Source organism: Thioalkalivibrio sp. ALE22 (genome assembly GCF_000381445.1).
Classification (GTDB): Bacteria; Pseudomonadota; Gammaproteobacteria; order Ectothiorhodospirales; family Ectothiorhodospiraceae; genus Thioalkalivibrio.
The window spans coordinates 222,887-245,597 of record NZ_KB906501.1 but is presented as its reverse complement, the minus strand read 5'-3'; the positions used below and the strand labels follow the sequence as shown (position 1 = coordinate 245,597).

Annotated in this window: 19 protein-coding genes; 12 read left to right on the top strand and 7 right to left on the bottom strand. The window is 68.4% G+C overall.

Annotation, left to right across the window (positions count from 1 at the left end; genetic code table 11):
• Positions 1-6 precede the first annotated feature (6 nt).
• From rsmA to F793_RS0104480, 5 genes are read right to left on the bottom strand one after another with little or no spacing between them, the layout of a single operon-like run.
• Entirely contained in the window at positions 7-810 is an 804-nt protein-coding gene (gene rsmA, locus F793_RS0104500) for a 16S rRNA (adenine(1518)-N(6)/adenine(1519)-N(6))-dimethyltransferase RsmA (RefSeq protein ID WP_018882735.1), read from the bottom strand.
• Complete coding sequence (pdxA, locus tag F793_RS0104495; RefSeq protein WP_018882734.1) at positions 807-1,877, bottom strand: 4-hydroxythreonine-4-phosphate dehydrogenase PdxA; 1,071 nt, start codon at positions 1,875-1,877, stop codon at positions 807-809. The genes rsmA and pdxA overlap by 4 nt, the downstream gene beginning before the upstream one ends.
• Complete coding sequence (locus F793_RS0104490; RefSeq protein ID WP_018880123.1) at positions 1,843-3,282, bottom strand: peptidylprolyl isomerase; 1,440 nt, start codon at positions 3,280-3,282, stop codon at positions 1,843-1,845. Before F793_RS0104490 ends, pdxA begins: the two co-directional genes overlap by 35 nt.
• On the bottom strand, positions 3,266-5,518 hold the full coding sequence (locus tag F793_RS0104485; protein ID WP_018878301.1) for an LPS-assembly protein LptD: 2,253 nt from the start codon (positions 5,516-5,518) through the stop codon (positions 3,266-3,268). Before F793_RS0104485 ends, F793_RS0104490 begins: the two co-directional genes overlap by 17 nt.
• A gap of 7 nt (positions 5,519-5,525) precedes the next feature.
• The gene (locus F793_RS0104480; protein WP_018877100.1) at positions 5,526-6,167 is read right to left on the bottom strand and encodes an adenylate kinase; all 642 of its coding nucleotides are present in this window, start codon (positions 6,165-6,167) and stop codon (positions 5,526-5,528) included.
• Positions 6,168-6,438: 271 nt separating this feature from the next.
• Between F793_RS0104480 and ppa the strand changes: the two genes are divergently transcribed.
• The 9 genes from ppa (at position 6,439) to lipB (ending at position 15,267) form a co-directional block, all read left to right on the top strand.
• The gene (ppa, locus tag F793_RS0104475; protein ID WP_018867199.1) at positions 6,439-6,975 is read left to right on the top strand and encodes an inorganic diphosphatase; all 537 of its coding nucleotides are present in this window, start codon (positions 6,439-6,441) and stop codon (positions 6,973-6,975) included.
• 113 nt (positions 6,976-7,088) lie between these two features.
• Entirely contained in the window at positions 7,089-8,960 is a 1,872-nt protein-coding gene (gene mrdA, locus F793_RS0104470; RefSeq protein ID WP_018882733.1) for a penicillin-binding protein 2, read from the top strand.
• Positions 8,957-10,075, top strand: a complete 1,119-nt coding sequence (gene rodA / locus F793_RS0104465; protein WP_018867201.1) for a rod shape-determining protein RodA — start codon at positions 8,957-8,959, stop codon at positions 10,073-10,075. The genes mrdA and rodA overlap by 4 nt, the downstream gene beginning before the upstream one ends.
• Entirely contained in the window at positions 10,072-11,103 is a 1,032-nt protein-coding gene (gene mltB / locus F793_RS0104460; protein WP_018882732.1) for a lytic murein transglycosylase B, read from the top strand. Before rodA ends, mltB begins: the two co-directional genes overlap by 4 nt.
• Complete coding sequence (locus tag F793_RS0104455) at positions 11,060-12,052, top strand: septal ring lytic transglycosylase RlpA family protein (RefSeq protein WP_018882731.1); 993 nt, start codon at positions 11,060-11,062, stop codon at positions 12,050-12,052. The genes mltB and F793_RS0104455 overlap by 44 nt, the downstream gene beginning before the upstream one ends.
• 83 nt (positions 12,053-12,135) lie before the next feature.
• The gene (locus F793_RS0104450) at positions 12,136-13,395 is read left to right on the top strand and encodes a D-alanyl-D-alanine carboxypeptidase family protein (RefSeq protein ID WP_018882730.1); all 1,260 of its coding nucleotides are present in this window, start codon (positions 12,136-12,138) and stop codon (positions 13,393-13,395) included.
• Between the two features lie 14 nt (positions 13,396-13,409).
• Positions 13,410-14,297, top strand: coding sequence for a D-amino acid aminotransferase (locus F793_RS0104445; RefSeq protein WP_018882729.1), 888 nt, complete (start codon positions 13,410-13,412; stop codon positions 14,295-14,297).
• On the top strand, positions 14,294-14,560 hold the full coding sequence (locus F793_RS0104440) for a YbeD family protein (protein WP_018877094.1): 267 nt from the start codon (positions 14,294-14,296) through the stop codon (positions 14,558-14,560). Before F793_RS0104445 ends, F793_RS0104440 begins: the two co-directional genes overlap by 4 nt.
• Entirely contained in the window at positions 14,557-15,267 is a 711-nt protein-coding gene (lipB, locus tag F793_RS0104435; protein WP_018882728.1) for a lipoyl(octanoyl) transferase LipB, read from the top strand. Before F793_RS0104440 ends, lipB begins: the two co-directional genes overlap by 4 nt.
• A gap of 902 nt (positions 15,268-16,169) precedes the next feature.
• Here the strand turns inward: lipB and F793_RS0104430 are convergent.
• Both F793_RS0104430 and msrB read right to left on the bottom strand, forming a co-directional pair.
• Entirely contained in the window at positions 16,170-17,369 is a 1,200-nt protein-coding gene (locus F793_RS0104430) for an MFS transporter (RefSeq protein WP_018882539.1), read from the bottom strand.
• 54 nt (positions 17,370-17,423) lie between these two features.
• Positions 17,424-17,822 carry a peptide-methionine (R)-S-oxide reductase MsrB gene (msrB, locus tag F793_RS0104425; RefSeq protein WP_018865443.1) on the bottom strand — a complete coding sequence of 133 codons (399 nt, stop codon included), beginning with the start codon at positions 17,820-17,822 and terminating at the stop codon, positions 17,424-17,426.
• A 116-nt stretch (positions 17,823-17,938) separates the two neighbouring features.
• Here msrB and F793_RS0104420 point away from each other — a divergent pair, with 116 nt between their 5' ends.
• The 3 genes from F793_RS0104420 to F793_RS0104410 all read left to right on the top strand — a co-directional run bounded on the left by F793_RS0104420 (position 17,939) and on the right by F793_RS0104410 (position 22,662).
• Positions 17,939-19,021: an EAL domain-containing protein gene (locus F793_RS0104420; protein WP_018882540.1), complete on the top strand. Its 1,083-nt coding sequence runs from the start codon at positions 17,939-17,941 to the stop codon at positions 19,019-19,021.
• A gap of 63 nt (positions 19,022-19,084) precedes the next feature.
• Positions 19,085-20,482 carry a glycoside hydrolase 100 family protein gene (locus F793_RS0104415; RefSeq protein ID WP_018876633.1) on the top strand — a complete coding sequence of 466 codons (1,398 nt, stop codon included), beginning with the start codon at positions 19,085-19,087 and terminating at the stop codon, positions 20,480-20,482.
• Positions 20,479-22,662 (top strand): HAD-IIB family hydrolase, encoded by a 2,184-nt coding sequence (locus F793_RS0104410; RefSeq protein ID WP_018882541.1) that lies wholly within the window; start codon positions 20,479-20,481, stop codon positions 22,660-22,662. The genes F793_RS0104415 and F793_RS0104410 overlap by 4 nt, the downstream gene beginning before the upstream one ends.
• Positions 22,663-22,711: the final 49 nt, after the last annotated feature.

The window sequence follows — 22,711 nt, the reverse complement described above, 5'->3', positions numbered from 1 at the left end:
GGTGGCTCAGTGCGCGCCTGCGTGGATCTGCCGGGCCAGGGCCTCGAACCCGCTGATGTCGACGTTCTCCGGCCGTTCCCCGGGGTCCAGCCCGGCGGCCTCCAGGTCCGCGATCGTGGCCAGACCGGACAGCCCGCGGCGCAGCGTCTTGCGGCGGCTGGAAAAGGCCTGGTTCACCACCCGCGCGAAGGTCGGGTACAGCGCCGGTGCGACCCGCGGCTCGGCCAGGGGCGTGATGCGCACCACGCTGGAGTAGACCTTGGGCGGCGGGTGAAAGGCCCCGGGCGGCACCGTGAACAGGGCCGTGGCCGAGGCCCGGGCGGCCAGCATGACGGTCAGGCGGCCGTAGCGCTTGCTGCCGGGCGCGGCGGTCATGCGTTCCACCACCTCGCGCTGCAGCAGGAAGTGCATGTCGCGGATTGCGCCGACCTGTTCGAGGAGATGGAACATCAGCGGGGTGGAGATGTTGTAGGGCAGGTTGCCGACCACGCGCCAGCCGCGTTCGGGCAGGGGGCCGAGATCGGCCAGCCGCATGTCCAGGGCGTCGCCCACGTGCAGGTCCAGGCGCTCCGGAGGGAAACCGGCGCGCAGCCCGGCGGCCAGGTCGCGGTCGATCTCCACGGCGACGAGGTGGTCCAGGCGCTCCAGCAGCGCCGCGGTCAGGGCGCCGCGGCCGGGCCCGATCTCGAGTACGGCGTTTCCTGGCTGCGGGTCGATCGCCGCGACAATGCGCGCGAGGATGCCGGCATCGTGCAGGAAGTTCTGGCCGAAGCGCTTGCGGATCGGCGACGAGGTCTTGAGGCGGGTCATGTCCCCGAGATGCTCCTGCTGGCGGCGGCACGGGCCGCGGCACGGGCCGCGAGGGTTTCCGCCAGGCGTTCGGCGGCCTGGAAGCTGCCGACCTCCGCGCGCCCGGTGCCGGCCAGGTCCAGTGCGGTGCCGTGATCCACCGAGGTGCGGATGAAGGGCAGGCCCAGGGTCACGTTGATGGCCCCGCCAAAGCCGGCGTGCTTGAGGACCGGCAGGCCCTGATCGTGATACATGGCCAGCACCGCGTCGACGCCTTCGAGCGCGCGCGGGGTGAACGCGGTGTCGGCCGGGAGTGGGCCGCGCAGATGCATGCCGGCCTCTCGCAGGCGATCCAGGGTCGGGGTGATGATCTCGATCTCCTCGCGTCCGAGGACGCCGTCCTCGCCGGCGTGCGGGTTCAGGCCGCAGACCGCGATCACGGGTTCGTCGATGCCGAAGTCACGGCGCAGGTCGTGGTGCAGCACGCGGGTCACGGCCTCCAGGCGTTCGGCCGTGATGGCGTCGGGGACCGCGCGCAGGGGCAGATGGGTGGTCACCAGCGCGACTCGCAGCGTCTCGGTGGCCAGCATCATCACCGGCGTCGGTGCCTCGGCGCGCTCGGCCAGCCACTCGGTGTGACCACTAAAGGCGATACCGGCGCGGTTGATCACGCACTTGTGGACCGGGCCGGTGACCATGGCCTCGAAGGTGCCGTCCAGGCAGCCGTCGGCGGCTTTGGCCAGCAGGGCCAGTACGTGTTCGGCGTTGGCGGGGTTCAGGGTGCCGGCGACCACCGGGGCCGCCACCGGTACCGGCAGGATCTCCAGGGTGTGGGCCGGGGTGGGCTCGCGCGGGCGTTGCGGGTCGAAGGGCACCAGGCGCAGGGACTCGCCCAGCTGGTGGGCACGGGCCTCCAGCACGCCAGGATCGGCGATGGCGACGCGCTGCGCCTGGCCGCGCTGCCGCGCCATGGCGATCAGCAGATCGGGCCCGATCCCGGCGGGATCGCCGGCGGTCAGGGCCAGACGCGGGACCGGGTGGGCCCCGCGCGGATCAGGAGCCGAAGCCGTCGACCCGGTATTCGACATAGGCCTCGTCCCGCAGGCGGCGCAGCCACAGCTCGAGCTCTTCGTCGCGCTTGCGGTTCTGCAGGATCTCGCGGGCGCGGGCCCGGATCTGTTCGCGCGAGGTGTCCACCTCGCGGCGCTCCAGGACCTCGATGATGTGCCAGCCGAACTGGCTCTCCACCGGCTCGCTGACCACGCCCGGTTCCAGCGCCTGCATGGCCTCCTCGAAGGCGGGAACCAGTTCGCCCGGGCTGACCCACCCGAGGGTGCCGCCCTGGGCGGCCGAGCCGGGGTCGTCGGAGTTGGCGCGGGCGAGGTCCTCGAAGCTGGCGCCCTCGCGGATGCGGTTATACAGGGACTGCGCCTGGCGGCGCGCGTCCTCGTCGCTGCGCACCTGGTCCGGGCTGATCAGGATGTGGCGTACCCGGGTCTGCTGCACGCGGGTCTGGTCACCGCCCTCGCGGTCCAGCAGCTTCATGATGTGGAAACCGCTGGGGGAGCGCAGGACATCGCTGACCTCGCCGGTCCGCATCAGTACGGCCTCGCGGGCGAACACGGTGGGGATCTCGCCGGCGGAACGCCAGCCCAGATCGCCGCCGTCCAGGGCCTGCGGCCCTTCGGATTCGCTGATGGCGACGGTGGCGAAGTCCTCGCCCTCGCGCACGCGGTCGCGCAGCGACTCGGCCTTTTGGCGCGCCTCGGCGATCTGCCGGGCGTCGGCGCCCTGGGGCAGGGCGACCATGATCTGGGCGATGCGATAGCGCACGCCGCGGTCAATGGCGCCACTCTCGGAGGCGATGAGGTCGGCGATCTCCTGGTCGGAGACGCGGACGCGCTGGTCGACCTGGCGGCGCTGCAGCTGGTTGACGGTCAGCTCGTGGCGGATCTGCTCGCGAAAGGCGTTGAAGTCCACGCCGTCCTGCATCAGAGCCTGGCGCAGCTGCGGCAGGGTCATGCGATTCTCGCGGGCGATGTTCTCCATCGCGCGGTTCAGGGTCATCTCGTCGATGTTGATGCCGACGCGCTCGGCCTCCTGCAGCTGCACGCGCTCGACGATCAGGCGCTCCATGACCTGACGCGCCAGGGTGTCCTGGTCGGGCGGACGGTTGCCGCGCTCGATCATCTGCTGGGCGACCAGGTTCATGCGCTCCACCAGCTCGCGCTGGGTGATCACGTCGTCGCCCACCACCGCCAGGATGCGGTCGGTGAAGCGGTCGCCCTCGGGCGTGATGGGCGCCGCCGGGGTACCGCCGTCACGGGCGGCCCCGGGCGTGACCGGTGCCTCGACCGCGCCCTGCGAGAGCCCGCCGGGTGCCGACCCGGGCGTCTGGGCCATGGCCGGCAGGCCGAGGCCGTAGACCAGGACGGCCAGCAGGGGTAGCAGGGTGCGGACCCCGCCGCGGCGTTGTTCAGGGACGTGCGTCATATCCGGCAATACCCTCGCGCAATAGCGAATCCACGCCGGAATCGAACCTTGCCAGGCCGTCCAGCGTGAGTTGGAAGTAGATCGAGTTGTCGTAGGTCTCGTCGAAGCTGTACGCGCGGCGCGCCACCACGCGGATACCATAGCAGCAACTACGATACTGAAGCCCGGCCAGAAGTTCGAGGTCGCGTTCTTCCTGCAGGCTGTAGTTCCAGCGGCCGATCGCGTCGATGCGATCGGTGACCGGCCACATCACGGAGACGTCGGTCTGGTCGATGGAGCGGGCGCCGGCCTCGCGCTGGCGGTAGCCGACGTTGATCCGCGCGCGCTCGGAGGGGTGGTAGCCGACCGAGATCGCGGCCAGGGTGGTTTCGCGCGCGTCCTCGTTGTAGAGGATGGAGCCGCGGCCGCTCCAGGCATCGCCGATGCGCACGCGACCTTCCAGGGCCAGGTCCGAACGCGAGTCCGTCAGCGGGTCCTGTCCGGTACCGCGGCGGACCTCGCGGTCCTCGAGGTAGTGGATCTGACCGGCGGACAGGCTCAGGCGCTCGCGCCCGGTCTGCTGGTCGAGGATGCGGGTGGTCAGGGCGGTGGTGACCTGATGGGTATCGCCCACGCGGTCGGCGCCGACGAAACGGTCCAGGCTGAACAGGTTGTCGAAGCTGAAGTCGGCCTCGCCGGTGTCGAAGATCGGGATGTCGTCCTGGTCGCGGTAGGGCACGTAGCCGTAGAAGATGCGCGGTTCCAGGGTCTGCAGGCGGCGGCCGTTGGCGATGGAACGTTCGAAGATCAGCCCGGTGTCGATCGAGGCGCGTGGTACCGTCCGGCTGATCGATTCCGGACCGCTGGTCTGGTCGCGGCGGTCCAGTTCGTAGCGGGTATGGCGGACACCGGTGGCGGGTTCGAAGAAGAAGCCGCCGGTGTCATGGCGCCAGCGGACCTCGGGATTCAGGTCGAGGCGGGTACCCACGGGGCGCCCGGACTGGTCCTCGCTGCGCTCGAAGCGCACCAGTTCGGTATCCAGATCCCAGGAGATGCCGTGGCCCAGATATTCCCCGGCCTCCAGCGTGATCTGTGGCAGCCGCTGGTAGGGCTCGCCGGCGGCGCTCAGCTCGGGGTCGACGATCTGGTAGTCCTCGATGCGGGTGCGCAGGCGATAGGCCGGCTGGTTCCAGGTCAGGTCGGCGGATCGGCGCAGATAGGGCGTCGAACCCGCATAGCGGTCCGAGTTGCCGAAGTCGAAGAAGTATTCCCGGTCGGAGACATCCGCGGCGTCGACGCGCAGGTTCAGATTGGAGGTGATGCGGGTCTGGTGGCGCCACTGGGCGAAGTGGCGGTCTTCGCCGGTCTCGCGGTCGTCCGGCAGGTAGCGCACGTCGAGTACGCCATTGTGCCGGGGCTGGAGGTAGCGAAACTCGGTGCCGAGCATGATTCCGCGATCGGCCATGATGCGAGGCGTGAAGGTCGCGTCGTAGTTGGGCGCGATGTTCCAGTACCAGGGCGTCGCGAGATCGAAGCCGGTGCGGCCGCCGGTGCCCGCGCTGGGCAGCAGGAAGCCGCTCTTGCGGCGGTCGTCCAGCGGGAAGTTGATATACGGGGTGTAGGCGATGGGTACACCCTTGAAGCGGATGGTCGCATTGCGGGCCACGCCCACGCCGGTCTCGCGATCGAGCTCCAGATCCCGGGTGCGCAGCCACCAGGAATCGTTGCCGACCGGGCAGGTGGTGTATTCGGCCTCCTCGAAGTCGTGACGGTGCGGGGCATGCTGGACGCCCAGGGCGGCACTGCCCCGGGCCGGGATGGACTGCACCAGGAAGTCGATCCTGCGGAACTCGCCGGTCTCCGCGTCCAGGCGGTATTCCCCGCCCTCGGTGTGCAGCAGCAGGTCGCCGTCGAACAGGCGGGTGTCACCTTCGGTTCGGGCGGTGCCGGTGGCGCGGTCGTATTCGAGGAATTCGGTGTCCAGGCGCTGTCCGCCTTCGAACAGCTGGACGTTGCCCGAGGCCGAGATGCGTTCGCCGTCCCGGCGCACCTGGTCGGCGTCGATCTCGGTGAGGCCGCCCTCGAGGGTGCGCAGCTCGGGCCACTCGACCCCCGGGGCGAACTCGCATCCCGGGGGGCGCTCCTCCGCGGGCAGCGCGAGCGGGAGCAGCGCCGCGGTCACCAGGCCGATCCCGCACGCGACCGGCCGCGCGATCGGGCGATGGCGCGGCGCGGGGTTGGCGGGCCGGCGGCTCATCCCGACGTCAGGACAGCAGCTGGCGGATCTCGTCGAAGATCAGCTCGATGTCGCGGGTGCCGTTGACGTGCTTGAGCAGACCGTGGCGATCGTAGTACTCGATCAGCGGCCGGGTCTGCTCCTCGTAGACCTTGAGGCGATTGACCACGGTTTCCTCGTTGTCGTCCGCGCGGTGGATCAGGTCGCCGCCGCACAGGTCGCACACGCCTTCCTTCTGTGGCGGGAAGGTATGGGTGTTGAAGACCGCGCCGCAGTCCCCGCAGGACACGCGGCCGGTCAGGCGCTGCTTGAGCTCCTCGAACGGTACGTCGATCTGGATCGCGCGATCCAGCGGCGACTCGATGTCGGCCAGCATGCTGTCCAGCGCCTCGGCCTGGGCGACATTGCGCGGGAAGCCGTCGAGGATGAAGCCCTTCTGCGCATCGGGTTCCTGCAGGCGATCGCGGATCAGGCCCAGGACCAGATCATCCGGGACCAGATTGCCGGATTCCATCGCGTTCTCGACCTGCTTGCCGAGTTCGGTCCGGGCCGCGACCGCGGCGCGCAGCAGGTCGCCGGTGGAGATCTGGGGGATGCCGAAGGTGGCGACCATCTTCTTGGCCTGGGTGCCCTTGCCGGACCCCGGTGCGCCCATCAGGACGATACGCATAGCTGACTCCTGCCGGGTGCCGTACCGGACCGCAGGACTAGCCGGGAACGGGACGGCACGGTGATTGCGGTGGTGAAACGGGCAGCCGGCCCGGGGCGAGGGCGGGCCGCAAACCGTTTCCCGAGCGCGGTCTTATACCGCCTGAGGCCGATGCGCCGCAACCGCGCGCGGCCGTTCGAGTCTCCCTGATGCGACTGTTGATGGGTGCCCTTGCGGGGTGTCTCCCCTGTATAATCCCTCACTCTTCAAAGCAATCGGAAACTACTCAAGCATGGACCTCAACCAGATCGAAGCCGGCAAGGATCTCCCCAACGACATCAACGTGGTGATCGAGATCCCCACCCAGGGTCAGCCCGTCAAGTACGAGATGGACAAGGACAGCGGGGCTCTGGTGGTTGATCGCTTTATGGCGGTCGCGATGTTCTATCCGTGCAACTACGGATTCATCCCGAACACGGAGTCGGAAGACAACGACCCGGTGGACGTGCTGGTGATCACCCCGGTGCCGCTGCTGCCGGGCTCGGTTGTGCGCTCGCGCCCGATCGGCATGCTGAAGATGACCGACGAGGCCGGGGTGGACGCGAAGATCCTGGCGGTGCCGGTGGACAAGCTGTGCACGCAGTCCGCGCGGTTCCAGAGCCCGGACGACGTGCCGAAGGAGCTCCTGGACTCGATCAAGCACTTCTTCGAACGCTACAAGGAGCTGGAGAAGGGCAAGTGGGTCAAGGTGGAAGGCTGGGTTGGCGCCGACGAAGCCAAGGCGGAGATTGTTGCCAGCTACAAGCGTTACCAGAAGAGCAAGATCTGACGCCGCGCCCCGCTGCATGCAGCGGTCGGTCAGCGCCGCGCCGTCCCGCAGGGTCGGTGCGGCGTTTGCGTGCGCGGGCCACGGACCTGGTCGTGACGCCGTGACCCGCTGAGATGGCCGAGCGCGATGCCTACGGCGAGGAACAGCAGGACCGGGAGCGCTTTGTCGTGCGCATCCTGCTGGCACTGGTCATCCTGGCCGCCATCCTGCTGGCGCTGGGCTGGCGGCTCTCGGGGCTGCAAGTCGGCGCGCACTCGCATTTCACCACTCTCTCCGAGAACAACCGGTTACGGGTCGAGCCGATCGCTCCCACCCGGGGCGTGATTCGCGACCGCAATGGCATCCTGCTGGCGGGCAACCGCGCGTCCTATCAGTTGGAGATCACGGTCGAGCAGGCCGGTAATCTGGATTCCCTGCTGAGCCGCCTGCGCGGCTATCTGGAACTGAGCGAGGCCGATATCGAGCGCTTCCACCGCGGAGTTCGGCAGCGGCGCCCGTTCCAGCCGGTGCTGTTGAAGGCCGGGCTGGATGACGAGACTGTGGCCCGTATCGCGGTCTCGCGCCACGAGTTGCCGGGGGTCGAGATCGAGGCCCGTCCGCTGCGTTTCTATCCCCTGGGTTCCAAATTCTCGCACGCGGTCGGTTATGTCGGGCGCATCAACCAGCAGGATCTGCGCCGGGTGGACGGGCGGGCCTATGCCGGGACCTCGCATATCGGCAAGAGCGGGGTCGAACGCTACTACGAGGAGTTGCTGCACGGCCGGCCAGGCTATCGCCAGGTGGAGGTGAACGCCCAGGGGCGGGTGATCCGCGAGCTGTCGGTGACCCCGCCGCAGCCGGGCACGGACCTGACCCTGACCCTGGATGTGAACCTGCAGCAGGCGGCCTACCGGGCGCTGGCGGGGCGGGATGGCGCGATCGTGGCCATCGATCCGAATAACGGCGAGGTGCTGGCGCTGGTCAGCGCCCCCGGTTTTGATCCCGAGGCCTTTGTCCACGGAATCTCGCAGGCCGATTTCGCCGCGGTGCGCGATGACAAGCGCCGGCCGCTGTTCAATCGTGCCCTGAGCGGGCAGTACCCGCCGGGCTCGACGGTCAAGCCACTGGTCGCGCTGGCAGCCCTCGACGAAGATGTTACGACCGCCGAGCGCGAGATGTTCGCACGCGGGTACTACCAGCTCCCGGGGCATGAACGTCGCTATCGTGACTGGCGCCGCGAGGGCCATGGCCGGGTGGACATGTCGCGCGCGATCGCGGTGTCGTCGGATGTCTACTTCTACGATCTGGCCCACACCATGGGCATCGATCGCATGGTGCCCATTCTTGGCGCCTTCGGGGTCGGTCAGCGCACCGGGATCGATTCCACCGGCGAGCGAGCGGGGATCCTGCCCAGCCGCGACTGGAAGCGGGCCACTCACAACGAGGTATGGTTCCCGGGGGAGACCCTGATCACCGCGATCGGCCAGGGGTACATGCTGTCCACGCCTCTGCAGATGGCCGATTTCACGGCGGCGCTGGCCACGCGCGGTGTGCGCTATCAGCCGCACCTGCTGCGCGCCATGGACAACGGGACCGGGGAGCCGGAGTATCCGCTACCGGTGACGCGCGAGCCGGTGGTCGTGGACGACCAGCACTGGGATGCGATCCACGGCTCGCTGGTGGAGGCGGTGCATGCCCGCCACGGGACCGCCTGGGGCAGCGTGGGCAGCACCCGCCCGGCCTACACCATTGCCGGCAAGACCGGCACTTCGCAGGTGTTCAGCCTCGGCGAGGATGAAGAGTACGACGAAGAGGAGCTGGCCCGGCGTCTGTGGGACCACGCCCTGTTCGTGGGCTATGCCCCGGCAGAGGATCCGCAGATCGCGGTGGCGGTCCTGGTCGAGCACGGAGGGTCCGGCGGCCGGGTGGCCGCGCCCGTGGCGCGTGAAGTGATGGACGCCTATCTGCTGGACGGGGCGGGCATGACTCTGCCGGAGGACGAATGATCAGCGTAACCGGCCGTGAGATGTCCGTCAGCCAGTGGGTGCTGCGCAGCCTGCGCCTGGACAGTGTGCTGCTGGTCCTGCTGTCGATCCTGCTGCTGCTCGGGCTGGCCGTTCTGTTCAGCGCCTCCGGGCAGAGCGTGGTGGCCGTGGAGAGGCAACTGATGCGCATCGGCCTGGGCGTGGCCGCGATGCTGCTGGTCGCGCAGGTATCACTGCACGGTCTGCGCGCGATCTCCCCGTGGCTGTTCGCGGCGGGCATCCTGCTGTTGTTGGCGGTGATGTGGGTCGGGGACGTCGGCAAGGGGGCCCAGCGCTGGCTGGATCTCGGTTTCATGCGTTTCCAGCCCTCGGAGATCATGAAGCTCGCCGTGCCGATGATGGTGGCCTGGTACCTCTCGCTGCGCAGTGGGCGGCCGCGTTTTCGCGATCTCCTCGTGACCGGCGTGCTGATCCTGGTGCCGGTGTATCTGATCATGCAGCAGCCGGACCTGGGAACCTCGATGCTGGTGGCGGCCGCCGGCGCACTGGTGGTCTTTCTTGCGGGGCTGGGCTGGCGCTGGTTCGTCGGCCTGGGCGTCGTGGTGGCGGCCGCCGTGCCCATCCTGTGGTCGCAGATGCTGGATTACCAGCGCCAGCGGGTACTCACGCTGTTCAACCCGGAATCCGATCCGCTGGGGGCCGGCTATCACATCATCCAGTCGAAGATCGCGATCGGGTCCGGGGGGTTGTACGGCAAGGGCTGGCTCAACGGGACCCAGTCGCAGCTGGAGTTCCTTCCGGAGCGCTCCACCGACTTTATTTTTGCGGTCTACGCCGAGGAATTCGGCTTTATTGGTGTCGCGCTCTTGCTGCTGCTGTATTTTGCGATTGTCGCCCGCGGGCTGTGGATCGCCGCGCTGGCGCAGGACCGCTATGCCCGGCTGCTGGGCGGGAGTATCAGCCTGACCTTCGCGGTCTATATGGTGGTCAATATCGGCATGGTGACCGGCCTGTTGCCGGTGGTCGGTGTGCCGCTGCCCCTGGTCAGTTACGGGGGAACGTCGCTGGTGACCCTGATGGTCGCCTTCGGTATTCTCATGAGCATAGCCTCCCAGAAACGCCTGGTGAATCGATGACCCTGACCCTGCGCCCCGTGTGGGCCCGTCTTGCCCGCCCACTCCTGATGCCGGTCGGGCTGGCCCTGATCCTGGCGTTTGCCTCCCTTCCGGCCGCAGCGGAGAGCGAATTCCGCGCCGGTGACCCGCCGTATCTCGAGCGCGACGAGGTCCAGGCCTTCATCGACGAGCAGGTGGAGGCGGGCCGTGACCGCGAGGCCCTGGAGGCGATGTTCGCGGCGGCCGATCCGCAACAGCGCATCCTTGACCTGATCTCCAGCCCCGCCGAGGCAAGGCCGTGGAAGGATTACCGCCCGATCTTCATTACCGATGAGCGCATCGAGCGTGGGCGCGAGTTCATGCAGGAGCATGAGCGCTGGCTCCAGCGCGCCGCGGACCGCTTTGACGTCGAGCCGAAGATCATTGCCGCCATCATCGGGGTCGAGACCTACTACGGCCGCAACACCGGTGGTTTCCGCGTGTTCGATGCCCTGGTGACCCTGGGCTTCGACTATCCGCCCCGGTCCGACTTCTTCCGCCGCGAGCTGGGCGAGTTCCTGACGCTGGTGGATGAAGAGGGCCTCGACCCGCGCGAGACCCGCGGCTCCTACGCCGGGGCCATGGGGCGTGGCCAGTTCATCTCGTCCAGCTATCGCCACTACGCGGTGGATTTCGATGGCTCCGGCCAGCGTGACCTGCTGAACTCCTGGCCGGATGCGATCGGGTCGGTGGCCAACTATTTCCGCGCGCACCACTGGAACTACGGCGAGCCGGTGGTGGCCAGGGCCCGGGTCGAGGGCGATGCCCACGAGGCGCTGATCAGCCGCAACTATCAGGCGCGCTTTGACCTCGAAGAACTGGCCGCACACGGGATCTACCCCGACGAGGCCGTGGACGAGGACGGCCAGTACTCGTTCATCCGCCTCGAGGGTGAGGATGGCCACGAGTACTATCTCGGGTATCCGAACTTCTACGTGATTACCCGCTACAACCGGAGCCCGCTGTATGCGATGGCCGTCCACCAGCTGGCCGAGGCGCTGGCCGAGTAAACCGCGCCGCGCGGGCGTCGGCGGGGCCGCGCTGGCGGCCTTGCTGGCGCTGGCCCTGGCGGGCTGTTCGTCCACCCCCGACCGCAAGGCCGACCCGGACCGCCCGCTGGGCGATGCCGCGTATGACAGCTACCCCGATCCCGCGGATGTGCCGCAGGATCTGGCGCTGATCCCGGAACCGGAGCCGCGTGACGAGCCGCCCAGCCGCTATGGCAATCCGTCCGAGTACGAGGTGTTCGGTCAGCGCTATCGCACACTGCGCACGAGCGACGGCTTCGAGGAAGAGGGTTACGCGTCCTGGTATGGAACCAAGTTCCACGGACGGCGCACTTCCAGCGGCGAGCCCTACGACATGTACGCGATGACCGCGGCGCACAAGTCCCTGCCGCTGCCGAGCTTCGTCGAGGTCACCAATCTGGAAAACGGCAAACAGGTGATCGTACGGGTGAATGATCGCGGCCCGTTCGTGGACGGACGCATCATCGATCTCTCCTACGCCGCCGCCCATCGCATCGACATGACCGATGCCGGGGTCGCGCGTGTCCGCATCCGGGCGGTGGGGCCGGGCGACACGACGCCGGCCCGGGTGGCGGAGTCACCGGAGCCCGAGCCGCTCGAGGTGGCCGCCGCAGCTCAGCCGGACATCGCGCCCGAACCGCAGGACGCGGCGCCGGCCGCGGCCAGCGCCAATGGCGAGGCCGCGGGTCCCGGGCGGTTCGTCCAGGTCGGGGCGTTCGCCGAGCGCCATTCGGCCGAGCAGGTGCGCGAGGATCTGCGCGCGCTCGGCTTGGAGCCGGTGCGGATCTCCAGCGTCGAACGTGACAACGGTGCGCAACTGCACCGCGTGCGTATCGGCCCGCTGGCCGATGGCGATGCGGTCCGCACGATTACCGATCGCCTGCAGGGTGCGGCGCACGTGGACTATCGCGTAGTGACCGACGCGCCGTAAGCCCTCGTTCCCGGTATTTCCGGCCCGTACCGGGCCCCAATTCTGCTATCGTAATTCGGTCCTTCAGGAGGCCCTTCGCAATCATGAATTCGTCCGTCCGCACCCCGTTTCTGCCGCTGTTGGCGGCCTGCCTGCCGGTCATCCTGGCGCTCCTGCTGGCGCTGGTTCCGGCGCAGGCGCAGGAGTCGGAGCTGCCCGTTGCCGGCGCCGGCGCGAACGTGCCCGGCGGTATCCCGCGGCCGCCCTCGGACGTGACGGCGGCGAGCTATGCGCTGATGGACTTCGACTCCGGCCTGATGCTCGCCAGCCGCGATCCGCTGGTGGAGCGCGAGCCGGCCAGCCTGACCAAACTGATGACGGCCTACGTGGTGTTTGGCGAAATCACCGATGGCCGCATGGCGCTGGACGACCAGGTTACGGTCAGCGAGCGTGCCTGGCGGACCGGTATGCGCGGGGCATCGCGCATGTTCATCGAGGTCGGCGAGGAGGTTGCGGTCGAGGATCTGCTGCGCGGGATGATCATCCAGTCCGGCAACGATGCCTCCACCGCGCTGGCCGAGCATGTTGCCGGTTCGGAGGGGGCGTTTGTCGACATGATGAACGCTCAGGCGCGCGAGCTGGGGATGCGCCAGTCCTACTTCGCCAACCCGCACGGACTGCCCTCCGACGAGTCGCAGTACACCACCGCCCAGGACATGGCATTGCTCGCCCGGGCGCTGATCCGCGACTTCCCGGATCTCTACGGCTACTACAGCGAACGTTCCTTCGAGTACAACGACATCTCGCAGAGCAACCGCAATATGCTGCTGTGGCGCGATGCCGGATTCGACGGCCTGAAGACCGGCTGGACCTCGAACGCGGGCTACAACCTGGTTTCGTCCGCCAAGCGTAACGACCGCCGGTTGGTGGCCGTGGTCATGGGGATCGAGGCGTCGGATCATCAGCAGGGCGGTACTCGCCGCGCCAACGAGTCCCAGGCGCTGGTGAACTGGGGGATGCGCTTCACCGCGACCCGCAAGCTGTTCGAGGGGGGGCACGAACTGGGTACCCCGCGGGTCTATCGCGGGGCGCAGACCGAAGTGGCCGTGGGCCTGGCGGAGGACTTCTGGGTCATGGTCCCGCCGGGGCGCGAGGACGATCTGGACGCCTCGATGGAGGTCAACCAGCCGCTGGAGGCCCCGCTGGCCGCGGGCGATCCGGTGGGCGAAGTCGTGGTGCGTCTGAACGGCGAGGTCCTCCGGACCCAGCCGCTGGTTGCGTTGCAGCCGGTGGAACAGGGCGGTCTGATCCGCCGCCTGTGGGATGGTGCGGCCCTGGGCATTCAGTCGGCCTGGCCATTCTGAGCCGTGTTTCGCCCGTGAGCATTGCCTATTACAACGGGGATTACCTGCCGCTGGACCAGGTGCGGATCTCGCCGCTGGACCGGGGCTTCCTGTTCGGAGACTCGGTATACGAGGTGATCCCCAGCTACTCCGGCGAGTTCTTCCTGCTCTCCGAGCACCTGGAGCGCCTGGCGCGATCCCTGGCGGCGATCCGCATCCGCAACCCGTTTGACCGCGAGGGGTGGCGTGCGCTTCTGATGGACTTGCTGGCGCGCAATGCCGACCCTGCGACGCCCGATCTCGGGGTCTACCTTCAGGTGACCCGTGGCGTGGCCCCGCGCGACCATGCCTTCCCGGTGGATGCGCCACCCACCGTCCTGGCGATGGTCAGCCCGATCCGGCCCCTCCCGGAGACCATCCGCGTGGACGGCGTGGCCGCCGTGACGGCCGAGGACCGCCGCTGGGGCCACTGCGATATCAAGGCCACCACTCTGCTGGCCAATGTGCTGAACCGCCAGGAGGCCACCGAGCGGGGTGCCGTCGAGGCCGTGTTGTTGCGGGACGGGCAGTTGACCGAAGGCGCGGCCAGCAATGTCATCGTGGTCCTGGACGGGCGGGTGATCACCCCGCCGCTGGATGCATCGGTACTGCCGGGGGTCACCCGCTCGCGGGTGCTCAACCTGGCGCGCGAGCTGGGCTACCCGGTGGAGGAGCGCGGGGTCAGCGCCGACGAGCTGGCCCGGGCCGGGGAGATCTGGCTCACCAGCTCGACCCGCGAGATCCTGCCGGTTACGCGGCTGGATGATCGCACCGTGGGCACGGGGCGCCCCGGACCGGTCTGGCAGGCCGTGCACGCCGCCTACCAGGCGGCCAAGCCCGGGGCGCCGGTGAGCGAACCCCTGCAGTCCGGAGGTGCCGCATGAGCGACGACCGCGAGACCCTGATCGAGTTTCCCTGCCGATTCCCGGTGAAGGTGATGGGCGACGCCCACCCGGAGCTGATGGAGGCAGTCGAGGGCTGTGTCGCCGAGCATCTGGATGCCGGGGACGCAGTGATCGAGCAGCGCGCCTCGCGCGCCGGCCGCTTCGTCGGCATCACCATCACCTTTACCGCGACCAGCCAGGAACAGCTGGACGCCTTCTACCGTTCCCTGGGTCGTTGCGACCGGGTGCGCATGATCCTGTGACCGACGTGCTCCCGCCTGGGCCGGTGGTCCGCCTGCTGGGTATGCAGCCCTACGTCCCGGTCTGGCAGGCGATGCAGCTCCAGGCGCGGGAACGCGATGCAGCCCGGCCGGATGCGTTCTGGTGCGTCGAGCATCCGCCCGTCTTTACCCAGGGCCGCAATGGCCGCCGCGAGCACCTGCTGGACCCCGGCGCGACGCCGGTGGTGGCGATCGATCGCGGGGGGCAGGTGACCTGGCACGGCCCCGGACAACTGGTCGTCTACACGCTGGTGGATCTGCCGCGACTGGGGATCGGGGTTCGGCGTCTGGTCGCCGGTCTTGAGCAGGCGGTGATCGACACGCTGGCGCAATGGGGGATCCATGCGCAGCGTCGGGAGAAGGCGCCGGGGGTGTATGTCGATGGGGCCAAGATTGCGGCGCTGGGTTTGCGTATCCGGCACGGGCGCAGCATCCATGGGCTGGCCCTGAACGTCGCCCCGGATCTGGCGCCGTTCCAGCGCATGAATCCCTGTGGCTATCCGGGGCTAGCGGCGACCTCCATGCAGCAGCTGCTCGGTCCGCTGGACGGCAACCGGGTCCGGGAGCAGTTGCTTGCCCACCTCGCCGCGCAGCTGTTTCCCGCTGAGGTTGCGCGCATGCGGCATGAACCAGCGTTGCCGCCCGAGTTGGTCCGCGTGCTTGCGCTGGGACGTTGTCCCGCGCCCTGAGGCTGGGCCTGATTCTAGCTTGGGAGTTTCTGGTGCCTTCGCCCGGCCGTCTGCCGATTGTTGGCTGGTCCTGGTTCATCCTCTGGTGTTTACGGTGGTTCCGGTCCACATACTGCCCGGCGCTGACTCGCCAGCGCGCCCCGAGGTCCTTTCTTGCTTGCCCAAGAAAGGACCCAAAGAAGGGCACCCGGATTCCGCCCGGGAACCTTGCTCCAGGGCTCTCGGGCCGGCGGCGCTGAACTCGCTACGCTGCGTTTCGCTCAGACATCCAGCGCCTTCTCCCGGCCCGAGAACCCTTCCGCAAGGGGCTCCATACGGGAGGCGGAGGTCAAGACAGAAGGTATTCCGACCCCACGACACAACAACGGCCTTGCCGTCCGACAGCCCCCCGGCGCCCGCTCGCGGGCGCGGCACGCAACGGCCAACGGCCGAGCGTGCCCAAGATGTCCGAAAGCCTAGCCATCATCCCCTAGCTATATCGCTGGGATAGCCGTTGTTTGGACCTGCCTCCCCGTTGTCGTCGCGCCGAGTGGAGAGGGTTTTCGCGGGGAAAGAGGCGCTGGATGTCTGAGCGGAGCCGAAGGCGCAGCGAGTTCAGCGCCGCCCGCGAAAAGCCTCGGAGCGAGGGAAACCCCGGCCCGCGCAGCGGGCCGGGGTCGCGGCAGTCGGGCGTGTTTCTTGGGTACTTCTTTGCACGAGCAAAGAAGTACCTCGCGGCGCGCTGGCGAGTCAGCGCCTGGCATGCGGCGGACCGGAGGCACGTAAACTCCGGAGGACGAACCAGGACCAGCCACCGCGAGGCAGGCGCCGGACCGAAGGCACCGTAAACACCAGCGACGAACCGGGGCCAGCCAATCAGCGATAGCGAAGCCTTCAGCGTTCGTGGCGGGCGTGTGGCGAGGTCAGGCGCGCGCCGGGGCGCGGGCGTCATCACGCCAGAGCCAGAGGATAGCGACGGTCAGTACCGCGATCACCGGCAGCATCGCGAGATTCATCCCGTCCCATCCCAGCGGTCGCAGCAGTGCCCCGGCCAGCAGCGACCCGGCCGTGACCAGCGTGAAGATGGTCAGGTCGTTCACGCCCTGGACCTTGCCCTTCTCGGTGGCCGTATGCGTGGTCGTCAGCAGCGTACTGCCGCCAATGAACAGGAAATTCCACCCCACCCCCAGCAGGAACAGCGCCAGCCAGAAATGCGCCAGCGTCTCCCCGTGCGCGGCGATCGCCACGCTGAACAGCACCAGCGCATTGCCGAGCGCCAGGATGCGCTTGATCCCGAGGCGGGTGATCAGATGGCCGGTCACGAACGAGGGGGCGAACATCCCCAATACATGCCACTGCATGACCAGGGCGATCTGGCCCATGTCGAAGCCGGCGTGGCGCATGGCCAGCGGCGTCGCCGTCATCAGCAGCACCATGACCGCATAGCCCAGCGCGGCGGCGGTCAGCGCGACGAGGAAGCGCCCTTGCGGCAGGATCTCGCGCATTGGCCGGGCCGGCCCGCGTTCCTCCGGCGGTGGCGCCGGCACGCGCAGCCAGGCCAGCAGCGTCATCGCCAGCAGGGCCAGGGCGCCGAGGACCAGATAGGGGCCGGCCTCCGGCGTGCCCGGCAACAGGGCCTGGGCGTGGTGGGCGTTCCACGGGCCGAGGAAGGCGGCCACGACGCCGCCGGCCATCACCAGCGAGATGGCGCGCGGGCGGAAGGCGGGGCTGGCGACATCGGCGGCGGCAAAGCGGTAGTACATGGCGAAGGCCTGGTAGGCCCCCAGCAGAAGGTTGCCCAGTACGAACAGCCAGAAGCCCTCGGCGAAGACGCCGGCGGCGGCCAGCGCGGCACCGCCGCCCCCGCCCACGCTGGTGCCCAGCAGGAAGCCGGTGCGCCGCCCGAAGCGCTTCATGAACAGCGAGGCCGGCAGGGTGCTGACCAGCGTGCCGACCATCATCGCGGCGACTGGCAGGGTGGCCAGGGCCGGATCGGCCGCCAGGCGTTCCCCGACCACGCCGCTCAGGGTCATCACCGTGACCGCGGCGATCAGGAACAGGGCCTGCCCGAGGGCAAGGATCAGGACATTCGCGCGCTCGCGCGGGGTGGTCTGGCCGGGCATAGGAGTCCCTTCAAGGATCGTCCGGGCCGTCATGGCCCGGGGGCGATGCTGGTGTCAGTCGCGTGGATGAAAGTCGAGGACCGCCGAGTTGATGCAGTAGCGCAGCCCGGTCGGCGCCGGGCCGTCGGGAAAGACATGCCCCAGGTGCGAGTCGCAGCGCGCGCAGCGGACCTCGGTGCGTTCCATGCCCAGCGAGCGGTCGCGGTGTTCGTCGACGGCACCTTCGCTCACCGGCGCGGTGTAGCTGGGCCAGCCGGAGCCGGAGTCGAACTTGGCGTGCGAGTCGAACAAGGGAACACCGCAGGCGACGCAGTGGTAGGTGCCGTCGGCCTTGTGGTTGTTGTAGGCGCCGGTGAAGGGGCGCTCGGTACCGCCTTCGCGGGCGATGCGGTATTGTTCCGGCGTGAGGCGTTCGCGCAGTTCGGCGTCCGTCGGACGATCGGATTGACTCATGCAACCTCCGGGTCGATAGGATTGTCTGCCAACAGACGAGGGTCTGTGGTGATGGGACCCCGAGGAACACCCCGGGTTCTCGGCCCGGACCGAAGACAAGACCGCTGGAGGTGGTCGTGGGCTGTCCCGATTGCGAACGTATTGACCTGCTGCCGGCGGCCTCCGGCACCCTCTATCTGGCGCCGGTTCTGGCGCATACTCGCGCGGCCCTGCGTCAGCGCATGGTAGACGAACGGCTGCCCTGTGCCGAGCCGACCTCGGGGATTCTGGCCCTGCCGGTGAAGGGTGCCGGCGGGCTGGGCGAGATGCTGGTGCGCCTGGAGCGGGCCCTGAGCAGCTCGGAGCAGGCCGGTTGTCGCGCGACCTTCGTGCCCGAGGGCGAGGACTTCGGGCTCGGGCATCTGCAGGATACCCACCTGCTGTCCACGCTGATCGCCCGGCATAATGCCCGCGATCTCTCCGCGATCCTGGCCAACGATGCCCTGGACTTCCACTTCCAGCCCATCGTGCACGCGGCCGACCCAGCCGAGGTCTTCGCCTACGAGGCGCTGGTACGGGCCTCCACGCCGGGTGGCGACCCCATCCCGCCACCGGAGCTGTTCAAGACGGCGCGCAATGCCGAGTTGCTGTTCCATCTGGATCGCTCGGCGCGCATCAACGCGATTCGCCGGGCCAGCGAGCGCGGGATCGGCAGCCGGTTGTTCATCAACTTCAACCCGACCGCCATCTATGATCCGGCCTTCTGCCTGGAGACGACGGTGCGCGAGATCAACTCGCGCCCGGCCGGCCGTGCCGGGCCCAGTGGTTTCGTGTTCGAGGTGATCGAGAGCGATCAGGTCACGGACATCGAGCACCTGTCACGGATCGTGGAGCGCTACCGCCGGGCCGGATTCCAGGTGGCGCTCGATGATCTGGGGGCCGGCTACGCCTCGCTGAACATGCTTTCCCAGTTGCGCCCGGATTTCGTGAAGATCGACCGCGAACTGGTCAGCGGCATCGATGGCGATATCTACCAGCAGAAGATCCTCGACAAGATCGTGGAGCTGGCCCGCGACCTGGATATTCAGGTGGTGGCCGAGGGGATCGAGACCGCCGACGAATGGCGCTGGCTGAAGGATCGGGTCGACTATTGTCAGGGTTACCTGTTCGCCCGGCCGGCCGCCGAGCCGCCGATGCCGCGCCACCCCGAGTCCGCCTGAGCGCCGCGTGGAAGGGGTCCGTGACACGTGCACATCGGGCCCGCTTTCCATAGACTCGGGGTCATGAATCAGCTCCCCCCCGACGCCCGGAATCCGACGCTCGAATCCGCCTATCAGCTGCTGCGCGATGCCGAGGTGCGCTATCGCGGGCGCACGGTCGGCACCGTGGCGAGCCTGGACGAGCGGGCGCCGGCGGAGAACTATGCCGACTGCTTTATCCGCGACTTCGTGCCCTCGGGGCTGGTCTATCTGCTGAACGACGAGCCCGAGGTGGTGCGGGACTTCCTCGCGCTGATCCTGCAGATCCGCGATACGCAGGAGGAGATCGAGGGTCACCGCCGGCTGCCGCGAGTGATGCCGGCGAGTTTCCGGGTGTTCACCGACGAGAACGGCCGCGAGGCCCTGGCCGCGGACTTTGGCGACCGGGCGATCGGACGCGTCGCCCCGGTGGATTCCATGATGTGGTGGGTACTGCTGCTGCGCGCCTACCAGAACCGCACCGGCGACCACGAATTCATCAAGAGCGCGGATGTGCAGCGCGGCATCCGCCTGATCCTCAGCATCTGTCTGCAGGACCGTTTCGAGGTCTTCCCGACCCTGCTGGTGCCGGACGGCAGCTTCATGATCGACCGGCGCATGGGGGTGTTCGGCCACCCGCTGGAGATCCAGGCGCTGTTCTACGGGATGCTGAAGGCCTCACTGGCGATGCTGGAGCCCTGCGACCGGGATTCCGAACTCCTGTGCGAGCAGTCCGCGATCCGTACCCGGCAGCTGTCGGACTACATCCGCCACTACTACTGGCTGGATCTAGAGCGGTTGAACGATATCCACCGCTATCGCACCGAGCACTTCGGCCACGAGTCCGAGAACGCGTTGAATATCTACCCCGAGAGTATCCCCGACTGGCTGGTGGACTGGATCCCGTCGGAGAGCGGCTACCTGGTCGGTAACCTCGGGCCGGGAAGGATGGATTTCCGGTTCTTCAGCTTCGGAAACTTGCTGGCGGTGCTGTTCGGGCTGGCCGACGAGCACCAGTCGCGCTCGATTATGCAGACCTTCGAGCAGCGCTTCGAGGACCTGATCGGGACCATGCCGGTGAAGATCTGCTATCCGGCGATGGTTGGCGAGGAATGGCGTCTGCTGACCGGGTCCGACCCCAAGAATACTCCGTGGTCCTACCACAACGGCGGCAACTGGCCGGCGTTGCTGTGGGCGTTCACCGGGGCCGCCATGCGGGTCGGGCGGCCCGACCTGGCGCGCAGTGTGCACGCGGTCGCGGCCGAGCGCCTGCATCGCGACCACTGGCCGGAGTACTACGACGGGCGCCACGGCCGCCTGGTCGGGCGACGCGCCAACTATCGCCAGACCTGGTCGGCCACCGCCGTGCTGGTCTCCCAGGGCCTGATCGACAACCCCGAGACCCTGAGCCTGTTCGACAGCCCGGAACCCGAGGTGCCATGAAAAAGACCCAGAGCAAGTCTCGTGATGGCGAAGGCCTTTACCTCGTCCTGATCAGTGTCCACGGTCTGATCCGCGGGCAGGACCTGGAACTGGGGCGCGATGCCGACACCGGCGGGCAGACGCTCTACGTGGTCGAACTGGCGCGGGCCCTGGCGCGCCACCCGCAGGTGGGCCGGGTGGACCTGCTCACCCGCCGCGTGGTCGACAGCAAGGTAGCCGACGACTACGCCGAGCCCGAGGAGGATCTCGGCGACGGGGCCCGGATCGTGCGGCTGGACTGCGGCCCGCGGCGCTACCTGCGCAAGGAAAAGCTGTGGCCCTACCTCGACTGTTTCGCGGACAACGCCCTGGGGCATATCCGCGGCGTGGGCCTGCGCCCGGACGTGATCCACGGCCACTATGCCGATGCCGGACATGTCGCGGTGCAGCTGTCGAACCTGCTGGGCGCCCCCATGCTCCAGACCGGCCATTCGCTGGGGCGGGTCAAGCGCGAACGCCTGCGCGAGAGCGGGATGTCGGATGCCGACATCGAGGCCCGCTACAACATCTCCACCCGGATCCACGCCGAGGAAGAGGCCCTGGCGCATGCGCATCGGGTGATCGCCAGCACCCGCCAGGAGATCGGCGAACAGTACGCCGCCTACGACAACTACCAGCCGGAACGCATGGAAGTGATCCCGCCGGGTACCGACCTGGCGCGGTTTCATCCGCCGAAGCGCGGGGAGCGCAAGCCGGCTATCTGGCCGGAGATCCGCCGCTTCCTGCGCTACCCCGACCGGCCGCTGATCATGGCGCTGTCGCGCGCCGACGAGCGCAAGAACATCCGCGCCCTGGTCGAGGCATACGCCGGGAATGACTGGCTGCGCGAGAACGCCAACCTGCTGATCGTCGCCGGCAACCGTGACGACATCGCGGACCTGGACAAGGGCGCACGGGATGTCCTGACCGACCTGCTCCTGCGTATCGACCGCCATGACCTTTACGGCCAGGTGGCGTATCCCAAGCACCATGACTCCGAGGACGTGCCCGACCTCTACCGCCTGGTGGCCTCCAGCAAGGGGGTGTTCGTGAACCCGGCGCTGACCGAGCCCTTCGGCCTGACCCTGATCGAGGCGGCCGCCAGCGGCGCCCCGATCGTGGCCACCAACGACGGCGGGCCGGAGGAGATCATCTCGCGCTGCCACAACGGCCAGCTGATCGACCCGCTGGACCCGGAGGGGATCGCCGACGCCATCCAGGGCATCCTGGCCGACCGGCCGCGCTGGCAGCGCTATTCGCGCGCCGGGCTCAAGGGCGTGCGCCAGCACTATTCCTGGGACGGCCACGCCGAGAAATACGTGAAGCTGGTGAAATCGCTGACCCGCGAGGTGCGCCAGGCGCGCCATCACGAGCGCCGGGTCTCCAGTCACCTGGCGCAGATGGATCGCGCCGTGATCACCGACATCGACAACACCCTGCTGGGCGACGACAAGGCCACCCGCGCGTTTGTCGCCTGGCTCAAGCGTAACCGCAAGCGGGTCGCCTTCGGCGTGGCCACCGGGCGGCGCATCGACTCCGCCGCGGCGATCCTCGAGGAGCACGGCGTGCCGACGCCGGATGTCTGGATTACCTCGGTGGGGAGCGAGATCCATTACGGCGCCAAACAGACCGAGGATCGCGGCTGGGCGCGTCACATCAGCCATCGCTGGGAGCCGGACCGGCTGCGCGACTGCCTGCGCCAGGAGAAGAACCTGGTCCTGCAGCCGGATGCGGACCAGCGGGCATTCAAGGTCAGCTTCTTTGTCGAACCCCCCGGGAGTCTGGACGCGGAGACCGTGGAGACGCGGCTCTACCGCGAGGACCTGCACGCGCGGGTGATCTACTCCCACGATCGGTTCCTCGACCTGCTGCCGGTGCGGGCGTCGAAGGGACTGGCGGTGCGCTACCTGTCCGACAAGTGGGGCATTCCGCTGGAGCACGTGCTGGTCGCCGGCGATTCGGGAAACGACGAGGATATGCTGCGCGGCCGGCTGCTCGGCGTGGTGGTGGGCAATCACCAGCCCGAACTCGAGAGCCTGCGCGGCTTCCAGCGCATCTACTTCGCCGGGGCCACCCACGCCCGCGGCATCCTCGAGGGGATCGAACACTTCGATCTGCTCAACCGCTGCGAAATCCCCACCGCCACCGAGCCCGACGAATAGACCGGGTTTTTCACCACGAAGCACACGAAGGCAGGGGCTGCAGGTCAAA

Coding starts and splice junctions, on each gene's coding strand:
- rsmA (WP_018882735.1), bottom strand. CDS start 810: ATGACCCGCCTCAAGACCTCGTCGCCGATCCGCAAGCGCTTCGGCCAG.
- pdxA (WP_018882734.1), bottom strand. CDS start 1,877: ATGTCGAATACCGGGTCGACGGCTTCGGCTCCTGATCCGCGCGGGGCC.
- F793_RS0104490 (WP_018880123.1), bottom strand. CDS start 3,282: ATGACGCACGTCCCTGAACAACGCCGCGGCGGGGTCCGCACCCTGCTA.
- F793_RS0104485 (WP_018878301.1), bottom strand. CDS start 5,518: ATGAGCCGCCGGCCCGCCAACCCCGCGCCGCGCCATCGCCCGATCGCG.
- F793_RS0104480 (WP_018877100.1), bottom strand. CDS start 6,167: ATGCGTATCGTCCTGATGGGCGCACCGGGGTCCGGCAAGGGCACCCAG.
- ppa (WP_018867199.1), top strand. CDS start 6,439: ATGGACCTCAACCAGATCGAAGCCGGCAAGGATCTCCCCAACGACATC.
- mrdA (WP_018882733.1), top strand. CDS start 7,089: ATGGCCGAGCGCGATGCCTACGGCGAGGAACAGCAGGACCGGGAGCGC.
- rodA (WP_018867201.1), top strand. CDS start 8,957: ATGATCAGCGTAACCGGCCGTGAGATGTCCGTCAGCCAGTGGGTGCTG.
- mltB (WP_018882732.1), top strand. CDS start 10,072: ATGACCCTGACCCTGCGCCCCGTGTGGGCCCGTCTTGCCCGCCCACTC.
- F793_RS0104455 (WP_018882731.1), top strand. CDS start 11,060: ATGCGATGGCCGTCCACCAGCTGGCCGAGGCGCTGGCCGAGTAAACCG.
- F793_RS0104450 (WP_018882730.1), top strand. CDS start 12,136: ATGAATTCGTCCGTCCGCACCCCGTTTCTGCCGCTGTTGGCGGCCTGC.
- F793_RS0104440 (WP_018877094.1), top strand. CDS start 14,294: ATGAGCGACGACCGCGAGACCCTGATCGAGTTTCCCTGCCGATTCCCG.
- F793_RS0104430 (WP_018882539.1), bottom strand. CDS start 17,369: ATGCCCGGCCAGACCACCCCGCGCGAGCGCGCGAATGTCCTGATCCTT.
- msrB (WP_018865443.1), bottom strand. CDS start 17,822: ATGAGTCAATCCGATCGTCCGACGGACGCCGAACTGCGCGAACGCCTC.
- F793_RS0104415 (WP_018876633.1), top strand. CDS start 19,085: ATGAATCAGCTCCCCCCCGACGCCCGGAATCCGACGCTCGAATCCGCC.
- F793_RS0104410 (WP_018882541.1), top strand. CDS start 20,479: ATGAAAAAGACCCAGAGCAAGTCTCGTGATGGCGAAGGCCTTTACCTC.